Annotated in this window: 13 protein-coding genes and 1 pseudogene; 6 read left to right on the top strand and 8 right to left on the bottom strand. The window is 69.2% G+C overall.

The annotated features are described in order from the left end of the window. Positions 1-53 precede the first annotated feature (53 nt). Together AB0C16_RS03260 and AB0C16_RS03255 are read right to left on the bottom strand one after the other, a co-directional pair. On the bottom strand, positions 54-401 hold the full coding sequence (locus AB0C16_RS03260; RefSeq protein WP_357678348.1) for a glyoxalase: 348 nt from the start codon (positions 399-401) through the stop codon (positions 54-56). Further along, on the bottom strand, positions 398-1,168 hold the full coding sequence (locus AB0C16_RS03255; protein WP_357678346.1) for a trans-aconitate 2-methyltransferase: 771 nt from the start codon (positions 1,166-1,168) through the stop codon (positions 398-400). Before AB0C16_RS03255 ends, AB0C16_RS03260 begins: the two co-directional genes overlap by 4 nt. Positions 1,169-1,223: 55 nt before the next feature. Here AB0C16_RS03255 and AB0C16_RS03250 point away from each other — a divergent pair, with 55 nt between their 5' ends. Beyond that, a complete protein-coding gene (locus AB0C16_RS03250) occupies positions 1,224-1,724 on the top strand; it encodes a MarR family transcriptional regulator (protein ID WP_357678344.1) in 501 nt (166 codons plus the stop codon). Positions 1,725-1,873: 149 nt separating this feature from the next. Here AB0C16_RS03250 and AB0C16_RS03245 read toward each other — a convergent pair whose 3' ends face one another. The 3 genes from AB0C16_RS03245 to AB0C16_RS03235 all read right to left on the bottom strand — a co-directional run bounded on the left by AB0C16_RS03245 (position 1,874) and on the right by AB0C16_RS03235 (position 5,489). Next, entirely contained in the window at positions 1,874-3,670 is a 1,797-nt protein-coding gene (locus tag AB0C16_RS03245; RefSeq protein WP_357678342.1) for an ABC-F family ATP-binding cassette domain-containing protein, read from the bottom strand. Positions 3,671-4,156: 486 nt separating this feature from the next. Then, entirely contained in the window at positions 4,157-4,861 is a 705-nt protein-coding gene (locus AB0C16_RS03240) for a DUF4386 domain-containing protein (RefSeq protein WP_357678340.1), read from the bottom strand. A 253-nt stretch (positions 4,862-5,114) separates the two neighbouring features. Continuing rightward, entirely contained in the window at positions 5,115-5,489 is a 375-nt protein-coding gene (locus tag AB0C16_RS03235) for a nitroreductase family deazaflavin-dependent oxidoreductase (protein WP_357678339.1), read from the bottom strand. A gap of 211 nt (positions 5,490-5,700) precedes the next feature. Between AB0C16_RS03235 and AB0C16_RS03230 the strand changes: the two genes are divergently transcribed. Both AB0C16_RS03230 and AB0C16_RS03225 read left to right on the top strand, forming a co-directional pair. Beyond that, the gene (locus tag AB0C16_RS03230) at positions 5,701-6,372 is read left to right on the top strand and encodes a TetR/AcrR family transcriptional regulator (RefSeq protein ID WP_357678337.1); all 672 of its coding nucleotides are present in this window, start codon (positions 5,701-5,703) and stop codon (positions 6,370-6,372) included. Between the two features lie 121 nt (positions 6,373-6,493). Beyond that, positions 6,494-6,808: pseudogene (locus AB0C16_RS03225) on the top strand (IS701 family transposase); the annotation flags it as partial. 21 nt (positions 6,809-6,829) lie between these two features. Here the strand turns inward: AB0C16_RS03225 and AB0C16_RS03220 are convergent. Beyond that, a complete protein-coding gene (locus AB0C16_RS03220; RefSeq protein ID WP_357678335.1) occupies positions 6,830-7,732 on the bottom strand; it encodes a 4-(cytidine 5'-diphospho)-2-C-methyl-D-erythritol kinase in 903 nt (300 codons plus the stop codon). A 325-nt stretch (positions 7,733-8,057) separates the two neighbouring features. On the opposite strand from AB0C16_RS03220, the gene AB0C16_RS03215 reads away from it, so the two are divergent. Continuing rightward, positions 8,058-8,876, top strand: coding sequence for an arginase family protein (locus AB0C16_RS03215; protein ID WP_357678333.1), 819 nt, complete (start codon positions 8,058-8,060; stop codon positions 8,874-8,876). 153 nt (positions 8,877-9,029) lie between these two features. On the opposite strand, the gene AB0C16_RS03210 is transcribed toward AB0C16_RS03215, so the two are convergent. Then, on the bottom strand, positions 9,030-9,536 hold the full coding sequence (locus AB0C16_RS03210) for an NlpC/P60 family protein (protein WP_357678332.1): 507 nt from the start codon (positions 9,534-9,536) through the stop codon (positions 9,030-9,032). Positions 9,537-10,605: 1,069 nt separating this feature from the next. Further along, positions 10,606-11,466: a 16S rRNA (adenine(1518)-N(6)/adenine(1519)-N(6))-dimethyltransferase RsmA gene (gene rsmA, locus AB0C16_RS03205; protein ID WP_357678330.1), complete on the bottom strand. Its 861-nt coding sequence runs from the start codon at positions 11,464-11,466 to the stop codon at positions 10,606-10,608. Positions 11,467-11,536: 70 nt separating this feature from the next. Here rsmA and AB0C16_RS03200 point away from each other — a divergent pair, with 70 nt between their 5' ends. Together AB0C16_RS03200 and AB0C16_RS03195 are read left to right on the top strand one after the other, a co-directional pair. Further along, the gene (locus AB0C16_RS03200; protein ID WP_357678328.1) at positions 11,537-13,381 is read left to right on the top strand and encodes a protein kinase; all 1,845 of its coding nucleotides are present in this window, start codon (positions 11,537-11,539) and stop codon (positions 13,379-13,381) included. Further along, positions 13,381-14,574, top strand: a complete 1,194-nt coding sequence (locus tag AB0C16_RS03195) for a hypothetical protein (protein ID WP_357678326.1) — start codon at positions 13,381-13,383, stop codon at positions 14,572-14,574. Before AB0C16_RS03200 ends, AB0C16_RS03195 begins: the two co-directional genes overlap by 1 nt. The last annotated feature ends 18 nt before the right edge of the window (positions 14,575-14,592 follow it).

The raw sequence follows: 14,592 nt of genomic DNA, 5'->3' as shown, positions 1-14,592 counted from the left end.
GCACCTCGCAAAAAGTCCGGTTCCGGGACAATCATGCCACTGGAGCTGGGCAATCACATGGGCTGGAGCAGCTCGATTCTGTTGCCGACCGGGTCCGAGACGTACACGCGACGGTAGCCGGGAAACAGATCGTCGGGCACCGCGCCGGGCAGCCCGGCGACGAACGCGTCCAGGTCGTCGACCAGGAAGGCGGGATGCGCCTTGCGCGCGGGCCGGAAGTCGTCCTCGATGCCGAGATGGATCTCCACCCCGTCGCCGCGGAACCAGGCACCGCCGCGTTTGGCCAGCTCGGGCGGCTTGGGCACCTCACGCAGCCCGAGCACGCCCACGTAGAACTCCCGGAGCAGCGGCTCACTCCCCCGAGGCGCGGCCAGCTGTACGTGGTGCAGCCCTCTGATCAATTCTGGGCCACCACGAAGATCCGCCGGAACGGGAAGGGCGTGCCGTACTCCCTGCTCGGATAGGCCTCGGCCAGCGGCCCGGCGAGCTCGGCGGCGAACCTGCCGCCCTCGTCCGGGCCCAGCCGGTCGAACACGGGCCGCAGAGCGGTGCCCGAGATCCAGTCGAGCACCGCGTTCTCGCCCCGTAGCACGTGCGTGTAGGTCGTCTCCCAGGTGTCGGCCCGGCAGCCGAACCCGACCATGAGGTCGAGGTAGTCGACCGGGCCGCCGACCGGGGCGCCCCGGTCGAAGTCGCCGAGCCGGTCGGACCAGGCGGGCGAGGCGCACAGCTCGCGGATGAGCCGGTGACTGGGAGCGTCGAAGTTGCCCGGCACCTGGAAGGCCAGCCAGCCGCCGGGGCTCAGCGCCTCCACCCAGTGCTCGATCACGTCACGGTGCGTGGGCACCCACTGGAGCACGGCGTTGGAGACGATCACGTCGACCGGGCGGTCGGGCCGCCACCTGGTCACGTCCGCGACCTCGAACCCGGGCCTCGCCCCCAGCTCCCTCGCCTGCTTGATCATGGCTGGGGAGGAGTCGAAACCCTCCACGGTCGCCTCCGGCCAGCGCCGGGCCAATTCCACGGTGAGTTCGCCGCTGCCGCAGCCCGCGTCCACGACATAATCGGGACGGTCAGCCCCCACTCTGGCCATCAGCTCGAAGAACGGCCGCGACCGCTCGTCGGCGAACCTGGCATACGCCGCGGGATCCCAAATATCTCTCGACATAGAGATAATTGATAGCGAGATAGTTATCTCGATGTCAAGACAGTACACTCGTGTCATGACGGAGGATCCGCACGACGAGGTCGACCGGCTCGTCCGGGCCTGGCGGGAGGAGCGCCCCGACCTCGACGTCGAGCCGCTCCAGGTGCTCTCCCGCGTGTCGCGCCTGGCCAGACACCTCGACCGGGCCAGGAGGGCGGCGTTCGCCGAGCACGACCTGGAGCCCTGGGAGTTCGACGTACTCACCGCGCTACGCCGGGCCGGCAAGCCGTACGAACTGAGCCCGGGCAGCCTGATCCGGGCCACACTGGTGACCTCGGGCACGATGACCAACCGCATAGACCGGCTCGCCCAGGCCGGCCTCGTCGTCCGCCGGCCCGACCCGGAGGACCGCCGCGGGGTCCTCGTCTCCCTGACGGAGGCCGGGCGGGCGCGCGTCGACGCCGCCTTCTCCGACCTGCTGCGGCGGGAGCGGGAGCTGCTCTCCGGCCTCGGCGCCGACGACCGGCGCACCCTCGCCGCGCTCCTCCGCACCCTGCTCACACCGTTCGACTCCTGAGAAGAACGCCTTCCGCTCGACTCCTGAGAAGAAGGCCTTCCGTTCATGAGAAGAAGGCCTTCCGTTCATGAGAAGAACGCCTTCCGTTCGTGAGAAGAACGCCTTCCGCCGCTTCCGGCGGACCCCGGCGGCGCTCAGCCCGGTGACAGTCAGTCGCCGAGGCGGTCGGCGACTTCCAGCCACTCGGCCTCGATGGTGTCCTTCTGGCCGAGAACGTCGCGTAGCTCGGCGTCCAGCGAGCCGAGCCGGCCGTAGTCGCTCGCCGCCTCGGCCATCGCGGCGTGCAGGCGCGCCTCCTGGCCAGTGAGCCGGTCGAGCTGGCGTTCGAGGCGGTTGAGCTCCTTGCGCAGCTCCCGCTCCTCCTTTGCCGACATCCCCGCCGGCTGCGCCGGAGCCTCGGCCACCTGCTCGGCAGGCCCGGCCGAACCGACCCTGGCCGTGAGCGCGGCGCCCGCCGCCCGGCGCTGGAGGTATTCGTCGACCCCACCAGGCAGCAGCGACAACCTGCCATCGCCCAGGAGCGCGACGCTGTGGTCGGTCACCCGCTCCAGGAAGTAGCGGTCGTGGCTGACCAGGATCAGCGTGCCCGGCCAGCCGTCGAGCAGGTCTTCGAGCTCGTTGAGCGTCTCGATGTCGAGGTCGTTGGTCGGCTCGTCGAGCAGCAGCACGTTGGGATCGTCCATGAGCAGCCGGAGCAGTTGCAGCCGCCGTCGCTCGCCGCCGGACAGGTCGCCGATCACCTTCCACTGCGCGTCGCCCTTGAAGCCCAGGCGTTCGAGCAGCTGGGACGCGGTCCACTCCTTCTTGCCGACCTGGATGTACTTGCGTACGTCCTCGATCGTCTCCAGCACCCGCCGGGTCGGGTCGAGCTCGGCCAGCTCCTGCGACAGGTGCGCCATCCGCACCGTCTTGCCTCTGACCACGCGCCCCGAGTCGGGCTTGACCGTGTCGGCGAGCAGGCGGAGCACCGACGACTTGCCGGAGCCGTTGACGCCGATCAGCCCGATGCGGTCACCCGGGCCGAACTGCCAGGTGGTGCGGTCGAGCACCAGCGGCCCGCTGCCGGGACCACCGGCGTGGAGCGTCACGTCCTCCAGGTCGTAGACGGTCTTGCCGAGCCGCGCCGTGGCGAACTTCACCAGCTCGACACTCTCGCGGGGCGGCGGCTCGTTGGCGATCAGCGCCTGGGCGGCCTCGATGCGGAACTTCGGCTTGGACGTACGGGCGGGCGGCCCACGCCGCAGCCAGGCGATCTCCTTACGCATGAGGTTCTGGCGGCGCTCTTCGGACGCCTGGGCGATGCGCGCCCGCTCCGCCTTCGCGAGAACGTAAGCGGCATATCCCCCCTCATAATGCTCGACCCGCCCATCGACCACTTCCCACGTCCTGGTGGACACGGCGTCGAGGAACCAGCGGTCGTGCGTCACGACCACCAGCGCGCTCTTCCTGGTGGCCAGATGCGCGGCCAGCCAGGCGATGGCCTCGATGTCGAGATGGTTGGTGGGCTCGTCCAGCATGATCAGGTCGTGCTCGTCGATGAGCAGCCTGGCCAGCGCGGTGCGCCGGCGCTCTCCACCCGACAACTCACTCGCCCGCGCGTCGAGGTCGAGGTCGCCGATCAGGCTGTTGAGAAGCTCGCGAACACCCTGGTCACCGGCCCACTCGTGCTCGGCCCGGTCACCCAGCACGAGCTCCCGCACGGTGCGATCCGGATCGAGGTCGTCACGCTGCGACAGGAACCCCACCCGCAGGCCCCGGGTCTGCGTCACCCGCCCGCTGTCGGGCTTCACATCCCCCGCGATCAGCGACATCAGGGTGGTCTTGCCACCGCCGTTACGGCCCACGACGCCGATCCGCTCTCCGGCCTCGACGCCGAGGGAGACGTCGTGGAGCAGCGGCTTGGGCCCGTAGGCATGGGAGACAGACTCGAGATTGACCAGATTCATCGCCCTCTCAGCGTATCGGCTCACCATGGCCTCCTGACTCGCTCGTGACCCGGCCCTGAACCCTCCGGGCCGGCGAACCTCCCAGCCCACCGGCCTCCAGCAGTGCCGGCGGGAGCCGGACCGGCCAGGCAGGGATCGGGCAGGCGCAGCACGACCTAGTACTCCAGTGACACTTCGCGATCTTCATGGCTGAGGTCGCATGGATACAGCCACCGCATGATCATCGAGTGTTGGGGTGGGCACGTTCAGCGCCTTGGCCAGTGAGGGCGCCAGGCGGAACCGGGACCGGGCGGTGTGGCACTGGATGGCCACCGTGCCCGGCTGGTACGGCAGGCGAGCCGCCCGCACTCCCCGGCCCTCCGCAGCGACTGCTCGACCCATGAGACGGGATCGACTCGGCGGCTCATGCCAGTATCTGCGGACGCATGACATGACCGAGTTCTCGGCACCCGCAGGCCATCGCACCAAGGTGGGACGACGTGCGCGTCAGCCGCGCCGGCCGACGTGGTAGTGGCCCATAGTTAATGCATTTGTATCGAAGCCCTTTGTGATCAACCACACGGCGAAGACAAAGCTCTGCAGGGCCAGTGGTGCATTTATGGCCAGGTAGAGTGGCGTGACCACATCAGTTAGACGAAACAGCACCAAGAAGCTCGCCAACACAGCTAATCCGATCCCAAGAAACCCCCATGCGGACAACCAGCGAGGGACAGATCTCGACCGATACAGAATACAGAACAACAGGAGATCTCCGAGGCCTAGCGAGATGATTAATGCGACATGATTGACCAAGTCGCGCGCCGTCCGTAGCGGCTCGCCTAAGGCCGCAAGACGGGATGCGCCCAAAGCGTCGGCTTGGCCAAATTCATGGCCCAGTACAAGAAACAGGGGCAAGAGAATCACGCCTATGAAATGGAACGTCGCTGCGATCAGCCGAAATCCAAGGAAGCCCAGGCTGAGCGCTTCATTCGCCACCCTCAATGTCGGATAAAGGTACAGTGCAAACCCAACATAGGAGGGGATCATGATGAACTGAAAAACTGCGCCGACCATGACCTGGCGCTCGTGTGCGGAAATGAGATCGAGATAGCGTGGCTCCTCGAGGGCGGGAACGATACTCAGCGCGCCGGCGATCATACCCACGATGGCCAGTACACCTGCAATTGTGGTTACTCGCCTGTTTGTATGCATAACACTTTCCTGTACGTGTCGGGGCCGTTGATTATGTCGTTGACGAGTGGCAGCGTTTGCCGCTCAGTTTGGACAGCGTCCGAGCCGGTATACGCCAGAAATGTCGGGCGAGAAGCAACAGTGCGCCGTGGACGCCCCTCGGCGCGGGCGCGGGGACGTTGTCGCGGTGGCGGAGTGTATTCGGCGCCGAATCGGCGAGCCGGTTCAGGCTCTTCGACTCGCGGGACGAGGACCGCCAGGGCGGCGGCCGGGGTCAGCCTGTGACCAGGTCCATGCGGAGGAACTCGGTGATGCGGAGCAGCTTCGGTGGGCGTGTCACCTCATCGGAGAGGGCCTGGAACGCCTCGGCTTCGCCGACGAGGCGTGGGGCGGCGAGTGCCACCTCCTTCCCGTCGACCCGGAGCCGCGCACCGCCGGCCGCCAGGACGTTCTGCACCCAGTCCGAGCGCGACCCGTATACCAGGACGAACAGGTAGCCGCCGTCGACAGGATGCGCATCGAGCGGCGTGCGATACGTCGCGCCAGAAGTGCGCCCGACGTGAATCAGCACCGGCCACTTCCCGCCCGCGATCGCGCGAGGGTTGAACACCCTCTTGTTCACGTGCCCCCACCACCTCGGCATCGGCATCGGAATCTCCTTCTCTCGCCCCCGGAGGCGTCGTAGGTCGGATGTTCGCCGAGTCCAAGCGGTCGGCGCCCATAACAGTGCGGATCTCGAAGCCCGCGCCTGGCCAGGCTGATCGCCGCCCCGGAATGGCTTACGCCAGTAAGTCGGCTTACGCTTGTAAGGCTGGCTTACGCTTGTAAGGCTGTCAACCCGCCCACACCCCGGAGCCGTCGTGTCACCAGCATCACAACCGCTCAGCAGAGGTCTCGTCCTCGAAGCCGCGATCCGGGTCGCGGATCGCGGCGGCGTCGAGGCGATCACCATGCGACGGGTGGCGCAGGAACTGAGCGTGGAAGCGATGTCGCTCTACCACCACGTGCCGAACAAGGACGCCATCCTCGACGGCGTGGTCGACATGGTGTTCGCGGCGATCAAGCTCCCCAGCGTCGAGTGCGACGACTGGCGCGACGCGATCCGTGCGCGCGCTTGCTCCGCACGGGCGGTCCTGTCGCAGCACAGCTGGGCTCTCGGCCTCATGGACTCCCGTCGCAACCCGGGGCCGGCGACGCTACGCCACCACGACGCCGTCCTCGGCGTTCTCCGGGAGGTGGGGTTCACGCTGCAGATGGCCGCGCACGCTGTCTCGCTCATCGACAGCTACATCGGCGGGTACGTCCTGCAGGAGGCGAGCCTGCCGGTGACGACGCCGGACGATGTCGAGGACGTGGCCGGCGCCATCCTCGAGCGCCTGCCGGCCGACGAGTTGCCGTACCTCGCAGAGATGATCCGCGACCACGCCCTGCAACCGGGCTACGACCACACCACCGAGTTCAGCTACGGCCTGGACCTGATCCTGGATGCGCTCGAAGCTCGCCGGAGGTGTGTGCGCTTCCCCACGACGTAGAGACCGAACCGGGAGAGGTTTGGTCGTGGCAGCAGTCACGAGGCGTCGCTTTTATCCGGAGTTCCGGCGGGAGCGGCGAGGATCGTCAGGGAGACCGGCAAGCGTCGCGCGGGATCTGGGCATCAACGAGTCCTTCCAAGCAGCCAAGGGCCAGGTCGGGCTGGACCACTACCAGGTGCGCGGCTGGAGAGCCTGGCACCGGCACATCACCCTGGCCATGCTCGCTCTGGCCTTCCTGGCCGCCATCGCCGCCGCCCAACGACCATGCGACGAGGAGCACATCGCGCTGACCATGCCCGAGATCCGTCGACTGCTGGCCGTCCTCGTCCTGACCCGCCACCGCGCCATTGGGCAGGTTCTGCACTGGTCACAATGGCGCCGACGGCATCAAGCCACCGCCCGACGCTGCCACTACCAGCGCAGAGCCCAACCATGATCGCGAAGTGTCACTGGAGTACTAGGCCGGGCGGGGACCGGGCACTGGGCCGTGGGCGGATAGCGCGGTGCGGCAGGAGGACAGTTGGGACAGCGCGTCGGCGAGACGCCGAGCGTGCTCTTCGTCGGCCGCGAGGAAGGCACAGGTCGGGCCGGAGCCGGAGACGAGCGCGCCGAGCGCGCCCGCAGCGCGGCCGGCGTCCAGGGTGCGTGCCAGCTCGGGGCGGAGGGCGAGGGCGGCCGGCTGCAGGTCGTTGGCGAGGCGGCCACCCAGCGCGCGGGCATCACCCGTGCGAAGGGCCGCCAGCAGGGCGTCGTCCACCTGCGGCCACGGCACCTCGGCCCCCGTGGCCTCGCGCAGTGCGTCGCACTCGGCGTAGACCTTGGCGGTGGACAGGCCGCCGTCGGCCACGGCGAACGCCCAGTGGAAGACACCACCCATCGGTAGCTCGCTGAGCTGCTCGCCCCGGCCGGTGCCCACCGCCGTGCCCCCCAGCAGCGCGAACGGCACGTCGCTGCCCAGGTCGCCGGCGATCTCCAGGAGATCCTCGTAGGGCAGGCCGAGACCCCAGAGCTCGTTACACGCCACCAGCGCACCCGCCGCGTCGGCGCTACCCCCGGCCATGCCGCCCGCCACCGGGATGGCCTTGTGGATGACCAGATCGGCCCCGTAGCTCCGGCCGGCGTGCTTGGCCAGGGCCCGAGCGGCCTGAACCGCCAGGTTGCCGTCGTCGACCGGCACCTGGTCAGCCCACTCACCCACCACCGAGACGGTGATCGACTCGGACTCCTTCGCCACCACCTCGTCGAAGACGGACACGGCGTGGAAGACGTTGACAAGGTCGTGGTAGCCGTCCTCGCGCAGCGGCCCCACGGACAGCTGCACGTTGACCTTCGCGGGCACCCGTACGGTCACCGAACTCATCGATCTTCTGCCATTTCCATCGCCTGCCAGCTCAAGGACACCCGATGTTATACGGGCCCGCTTCCCCGCCACGCGGGCTTCCCAGGGGATGTGCTCCGAACCACCCCGACGGGAGCCTGATCGGGCGGGCCGAGCGCCGAGGGCGCGTGACATCCGGAGCCGGTGCCGGCACGGGCCGTGTCCGGACCCGACGACCCCAGACCCACGCTCGAACGCGACACTTTCACGAGATGCTGCGACCAGGCTGACAATCCAGAGGCACGCCGAACGCGAGATTTCAGGGGATTCTGTGACCGATATGACCGGTATGACTGCTGCGCCTGATGTGACGGTTGTCGAGGTGCCGCAGTGGCGGGGATCTGGTTCGCCTACGGCCGAACGGCTCCGCGAGGGGGCGAGGCTGCTGGCCACAATGGCGCCCGCCGCCCGCCGCCTCCGCGTGGACGTGGACGATTCTCTGCCCACGACCGCTTCCAGAGTGCGTTCGGCGCTGTCGGAGGCTGACGGACTGGTGGTCACCACCGGCGGTGACTGCGGGGTCGAGCTGGAGCCGATCGCCGCGGCGCTACGACGGCACCGGGACCGATTGGTGGTCGTCTGGTTCGACGCGCACGGGGATCTCAACACTCCTTCGACCTCTCCATCTGGCGCCTTCCACGGCATGGTGCTGCGTGCCCTCACGGGCGAAGGACCCGACGGCCTGGTGCCGGACCAGCCCCTGCGGCCGCACCAGATCGTGCTCGCCGGGGTGCGCGCCCTCGATCCGGCCGAGGCCGCGTTCATCGAGTCCAGCGGCATCCGCCACATCCGAGCCGCGAACCCCGCCGCACTCACCGACGCGATCGCCGACACACCCCCTGGGAGCCGGCAGAGCGCGGGTCAGGATCACGTCGGCTCGGGACGTAAGGCCGTATACGTCCACATCGACCTTGACGTACTCGATCCTCGCGTTTTCACTAGTGTCGGCTCCCCCGCACCCGACGGGTTCGCACCCGATGAACTTCTGGCCATGGTCGCGGCCGTGGCGAAGCAGTTCGAGGTGGCCGGACTGGGCATCACGGAGTATGAGCCGAGCCGCCCAGAGGACCAGGATCTCCTGGCCCCACTGGTCAAAGCGCTGGTGGAGGTCTGCGCCAGGAGCTGACACGCGTACCGACCGGTTTCCGAACGCCGCGGGCCCGCTGACAGGCAGGTGGCAACCCCAGCGGTGGCGGTTGCGTCCGCCGACGCCCTGAGTCCCGTTCAGAACTCGTGCGACCGTGAAATCCGGGTCTGCGGCCGGCTGTGGGGCGTGGTTTCAGCCTGGGCGTACGGCACCGCGATAGATCGGGCGATAGTAGGACGAGTCCAGGAATCGGGTCTTCTTGACCACGTCACCGGTCTTCGGGGAGTGGACCATGACGCCGTCGCCCAGATAGAGACCGACGTGCGTGGGGTCGCCGGTGCCGCCGCCGAAGAAGACCAGGTCACCCTTGCGCAGGTCGTTGAGGGAGATCCGGCGGCCCTGGCGGAACTGGGAGCCTGTGTAGTGGGTGAGCCGCACCCCCGCCTTCGACCAGGCATAGAGGGTCAGGCCGCTGCAGTCGAAACCGGTCGTGGATGCTCCTCTGCCAATGCCCTTGGTGGGACCCGTGGAAGAGCCACCGCCCCAGGAGAAAGGAGTGCCCACCCGGTCGAGGGCCGCCACTGCCGCGACACCGCCCTTGAACGTCACCGTCGCCCCTTGGGGCTTGCCGGTTGTGGATCCTATGGGCACGGCCTCGGTGCTCGCTGCCGTGCCCTTGCCGGCCTTGGTGATCTCCACCGCGTCGCGACCTGCGCCGGCCCCGCCGCGCGGACCATTGTCCGGACCGTTGTCCACCTGCTCGTCGCTTCGAGCCTCGATTCCGACGAGTCTCCGATCCCGGAGCTCGACGCCACCAAGCTCCCCATGCCGAAGCTCCCCATGCCGAAGCTCCCCATCCCAATGCTCGAAGCCGCCAAGCTCCCCGTTTCGGTTGAACCCGCCGGACCAGACGTCCCGAGGCTTGAATCTGTCGAACTCCCCGTCCCGAGCCTTGAACCCGCCGGACCAGACGTCCCGGGGCTCGGACCCGCCGAACCCGCCAGAGCCGACGTACCAAGGTCTGATGCCCCCGGACCTGAGGGGTTTAATGACTCCCGATGCGGCCTCGCCGGGCGAGGTCTCCGCGGGCCTGGAGTCGAGCCGGGGCCACTTCGACCTTGAGTCTTCACGAGCTACGGGCCTGATCGTGGGGCCTGCTCCAGTCACTGCCGGTGGAGGGAAGGAGCCGATGCGGGAGACGCCTGCGTGGAGAAGCGCCTCGGCCACCCGGCCCTGGCGCGTACATGCTTGGGCAGGCAGGGCCAGGAGGACCTGGACGGGCGGATCGGCGGAGGCGTCACCTTCGAGCCGGACCGCGAGAGACACCGGCAGGGCGCCGACCTTGGGCACGACGGCCCGAGGCCGGGAGCGGCGGGAGAGCCGGTCGGGTCTCGGCAGGTGAGAGCCGTCGAGCAGTCGGGCGTAGGCACCCGGAAGGCTGATCATGCCCAGACATGCGTTGCCTGCCCGCTGGCCGAGAGGGCGGGAAGTGGCGGCAGCCGGGTCGGGAAGCGCGGCGAGCCCGGCCAGCAGCCCTCCGCCCAGCGTGAGCCACATGCAGCAACTCCGTGAGAAGGAGCGGGTGTTCATGGATGGCCTCCAGTGCCGAAAGGGGAGTGGAGGCCTCAGGATCATCCGCGGGCCCATCCGACCGTGGACCCGAACGTGGCTCTGTGGATAGGCGACAATCACGGGACAGCGGTTGTGGAAAACCGGGAGACGGCCCGGCAGCCTCGAATGTCAGGTGCCGGTGAGCCGCCGGGGGCGCTTAGGGCTTGTGTTCGGCGATGCGGGCGAACGTCTCGACGTCCAGTTGCTCCCCCCGAGCCGAGGGGTCGACCCCGGCCGCGCGCAACGCGGTCTCGGCCTGTGACGGGCTTCCGGCCCAGGAGGCCAGCGCGGCCCGGAGGGTCTTGCGGCGCTGGGCGAACGCGGCGTCGATGACCGCGAACACCTCCTGCCTCGTGGCGCTGGTGACAGGGGGATCGCGGCGGGCCAGAGACACCAGGCCGGAATCCACGTTGGGCACCGGCCAGAACACGGTCCGCCCCACGGGGCCCGCGCGCCGTACGTCGGCGTACCAGGCGGCCTTCACCGACGGCACCCCGTACACCTTGGAGCCGGGACCGGCCGCGAGCCGGTCGGCCACCTCGGTCTGCACCATGACCAGGCCCTTGCGCAGCGAGGGCAGCACCTCCAGCAGGTGGAGCAGCACCGGGACCGCCACGTTGTAGGGCAGGTTGGCCACCAGGGCGGTCGGCTGGAGATCACCGAGATCGGAAGGAACGATCTTCATGGCGTCGGCGCCCACGACGGTCAGCCGGTCTCCGAGACCGCGTTCGCCCACGGTGATGGGAAGTTGGGTGGCCAGCACCGGGTCGATCTCGACGGCGACCACGTGACGGGACGACGGCAGCAGCGCGAGAGTGAGAGAGCCCAGGCCCGGCCCCACCTCGATGACCACGTCTTCCGTCGTGAGGTCTGCAACCCTTACGATGCGCCGAACGGTTCCCCCGTCGATCACGAAGTTCTGGCCCAGCTTTTTTGTCGGACGCAGATCCAGCTTGTCCGCCAAAATACGTATTTCTGCAGGGCCCAACAGCCTCATCATCCAACCAGTCTCCCGCATCGAAGAACCTGCGATGGCGGACGGGGGCACCACAGGGGAGGATGGCGTGGAAAAGGAAGGGACGTCCCTCATGGAGCCAACGGGCGCCGCGCCGCTCCGCCCGACGGACCTACGGGAAATCGGCCCGTACCGGTTGCTCGGGCGGCTCGGCGAGGGCGGCATGGGCACGGTGTTCCTGGCTCGTGCGCCCACGGGGCGGTTCGTCGCGGTCAAGGTGGTGAAGGTCGAATTCGCCAACCAGGAGGGGTTCGCGGCCAGGTTTCACGCCGAGGTGGAGAACGCGCGACGGGTGGCGTCGTTCTGCACGGCTCAGGTGCTCGACAACGGCAACACCGGCGACGGCCGGCCGTACATGGTGACCGAGTACATCGCAGGCACCCCTTTGTCCGACCAGATCGCGAAATATGGCGCCTTGGATCCGGGGCCCCTGCACGGCGTCGCCCTGGGGGTCGCGGCGGCGCTGGCCGCCATCCACGTGGCCGGGCTGGTCCATCGTGACCTCAAGCCGGCCAACGTCATCCTCTCCCTCTCGGGCCCGCGCGTGATCGACTTCGGCATCGCCAGGGCGCTCGACCGGGAGACCGGGTTCACGATGTCCGGTGAGTTGCTCGGCAGCCCGGGCTGGTGGGCTCCCGAGCAGGTACGCGGCCAGGCGGTCAGCCCGGCGGCCGACATCTTCGCCTGGGGCTGCCTGATCGCCTACGCGGGCAACGGCCGTCACCCCTTCGGCCGCGGCGACCCCATCACGATGGCCACGCGGGTGCTGCACACCCCGCCCGACCTGGGCGCCCTGCCCGCGCCTCTGAACGAGCTGGTACGACGCGCGACGTCGATGGAGCCAGGCCCCCGGCCCTCGGCCCAGGACCTGCTGATCGCGCTGGTCGGAGGCAGTGCGCCCGCGCCCGCGGCGGCCGATCCGCCCACGCTGGTGGCGACCGAGCTGCTCAACGAATGGGAGCCACCGCAGAACGTGGTGGACGAACCCGACATCACAGCCACCTTCGCCACCCCGCCGCCCAGCGACGCGATGGCCAGGACCTCCACCGGCGGGAAGGGACCGACCCCTCAGAACTCTTTACAGTCCTTACAGCAGGGCGCCGCCGAGTCCCGGCCGGACCACCAACTCCGCCAGCAGGGCGGCATTCCCCAGCCGGACCAAACCCACCGCCAGGACGCGCCTCCCTGGCAAGGCCAGGCGCCCCGGCAGGACGCGCCCACCCGGCAGGACAACGCACGTCGCCAGGCCGCGACCCAGCCGCCCGTGGAGGACGCCGCCCGGCGGGAGGAGCAGGCGGCCAGGGAGGAGCTCGCCCGCTGGGAGGTGCGAGCCCCGCAGCCGGACCAGTCGCCCGTGGACCGGCCGGCCGACTCGCTGGTCACGATCCCGCCCCAGGACCAGCGCCCCCGCGGCACCCGCTGGCTGATCGCGGCGGCCGCGGCGGTGCTGGCCATCGCCGTCACGGCCGGCACGCTGATCGTCACCTCCAGCCGCAACACCCCGCGCCCGGCCCAGTCGCAGGCCGCCTCCCCCACCTCGCAGCAGTCCAGCGACGTGGGCCGCAGGTACGCGCTGGGTGAGTCCTTCGACGACCCGCAGCTGATCGTCGCCACGGCGCCCCAGTGCGGGCTGAAGCAGTATCAGGACATAGAGCAGACCCAGGGTCAGCTCTGCGCGATCCGCTGGTCCATGATCAACCCGGGCGGCGCGCTGCGCCTGATCGGCGATCCGGTCGTGACCCTGCTGGACGACAAGGGCGCCCGCCACGATCCGGCTCCGGCGCGGTTGCCCGAGGCCATCGTGCCGGGAGGCCGCATCGATCGGGTCTTCGTCTTCGACCTGCCCCTCTACCGCAGACCCGTCGAACTCACCGCGACCCTCCTCAAGGACGGCAAGCAAGTCGAGGTCAGGCTGTGATGATCCGATCGACTCTCCTGGCCCTGCTTCTGGTCGCGAGCGCGCTCGTCACCGGCGGCGCCGCGACGGCGACCGCCTGCTCGGGCCCCGCCGACTTCGACGGTGACGGCGTCGAGGACGTGGTCGTCGGCGACCCGTTCGGCGACGACGACAAGGGCGCCGTCCACGTGATCTCCGGCGAGAAGGTCACGTCCGTCTCGGTGCCCGGCCTGAGCCAGGGCGACGGGTTCGGCTGGTCGGTGACGCTGGCGAAGGTCAACGCCGACGCCTGCGCCGATCTGGTCGTCGGCGCCCCGTTCACCGATGCGCCGGGCGGCGAGGACGCGGGCGCGGCCTACGTCGTCTACGGCGGCGCCGCCGCGGCTCCGGCGCGGCTGCTCGCCACCGAGATTCAGGGCGGCGCCCACTTCGGCTGGTCGGTGGCCGCCAAGGGCGACCTGGTGGCGATCGGCGCTCCTTACGAGGACGAGGCGCAGCTGTCCGACGTGGGTGCCGTCTACGTGCGCAAGGGCGAGGGAAACCTGCGCAGGATCAGCCAGGAGTCGGAGACCGTGCGCGGCAACAGCGAGGTGAGCGACCAGTTCGGCTGGTCGCTGGCGATGGGCGCGGGCAACGCGCTGATCGTCGGCGTGCCGTACGAGAACGACGACGGGACCGGCCGTCAGGTCAGCACCGGGAAGATCGACTCGGGTTCGGTGGTCGTCATCGACGACGTGCTGGCGGGCGAGCTCACCAGCACCAAGCTGGACTCGCCGACCGCGACCTCCTACGACCGGTACGGCTACGCGGTGGCCTACGTCGAGGGCGCGGGCGTCGCGGTGAGCGCGCCGGGTCCGGGTTACGTGCAGTTGCTCGACACGAAGCTCACCCCGATCAGGACGGTAAGGCAGGGCGGCAAGCAGGCGTTCGGCTTCTCGCTGGCCGCGTCCCCGGACGGCAGGCTGGCCATCGGCGCGCCGTACGGCGGTGGGGTCCGGGTGATCTCGTTCAAGAACCCCGGCGAGGACCGACGGATCCCACCCGCGGGCGAGCTCTTCGGATACGCGCTGGCCTTCAGCGGCAACAAGATCTACATCGGCCGGCCCGACGCCGCGCCGTACGGGAAGGTCCTGGTCGGAGGCCGCAACGCGGAGGAGCTCCGGCCGTTGCAGCCCGCGAAGGGCGCCGACTTCGGCATGTCTCTCGGGGGCTAGCCGGACGGCCGGATCCGG

It is taken from the genome of Nonomuraea sp. NPDC048916, from assembly GCF_040649575.1.
Lineage (GTDB): Bacteria > Actinomycetota > Actinomycetes > Streptosporangiales > Streptosporangiaceae > Nonomuraea.
The sequence above is the reverse complement of the archived record's forward strand: the minus strand, read 5'-3'. Positions and strand labels throughout refer to the sequence as shown.

What these genes read in the sequence shown, in the direction of transcription:
- AB0C16_RS03255 (WP_357678346.1), bottom strand. Translation starts at nt 1,168, where the DNA reads ATGTCGAGAGATATTTGGGATCCCGCGGCGTATGCCAGGTTCGCCGAC.
- AB0C16_RS03250 (WP_357678344.1), top strand. Translation starts at nt 1,224, where the DNA reads ATGACGGAGGATCCGCACGACGAGGTCGACCGGCTCGTCCGGGCCTGG.
- AB0C16_RS03245 (WP_357678342.1), bottom strand. Translation starts at nt 3,670, where the DNA reads ATGAATCTGGTCAATCTCGAGTCTGTCTCCCATGCCTACGGGCCCAAG.
- AB0C16_RS03240 (WP_357678340.1), bottom strand. Translation starts at nt 4,861, where the DNA reads ATGCATACAAACAGGCGAGTAACCACAATTGCAGGTGTACTGGCCATC.
- AB0C16_RS03235 (WP_357678339.1), bottom strand. Translation starts at nt 5,489, where the DNA reads ATGCCGATGCCGAGGTGGTGGGGGCACGTGAACAAGAGGGTGTTCAAC.
- AB0C16_RS03220 (WP_357678335.1), bottom strand. Translation starts at nt 7,732, where the DNA reads ATGAGTTCGGTGACCGTACGGGTGCCCGCGAAGGTCAACGTGCAGCTG.
- rsmA (WP_357678330.1), bottom strand. Translation starts at nt 11,466, where the DNA reads ATGCGGGAGACTGGTTGGATGATGAGGCTGTTGGGCCCTGCAGAAATA.
- AB0C16_RS03200 (WP_357678328.1), top strand. Translation starts at nt 11,537, where the DNA reads ATGGAGCCAACGGGCGCCGCGCCGCTCCGCCCGACGGACCTACGGGAA.
- AB0C16_RS03195 (WP_357678326.1), top strand. Translation starts at nt 13,381, where the DNA reads ATGATCCGATCGACTCTCCTGGCCCTGCTTCTGGTCGCGAGCGCGCTC.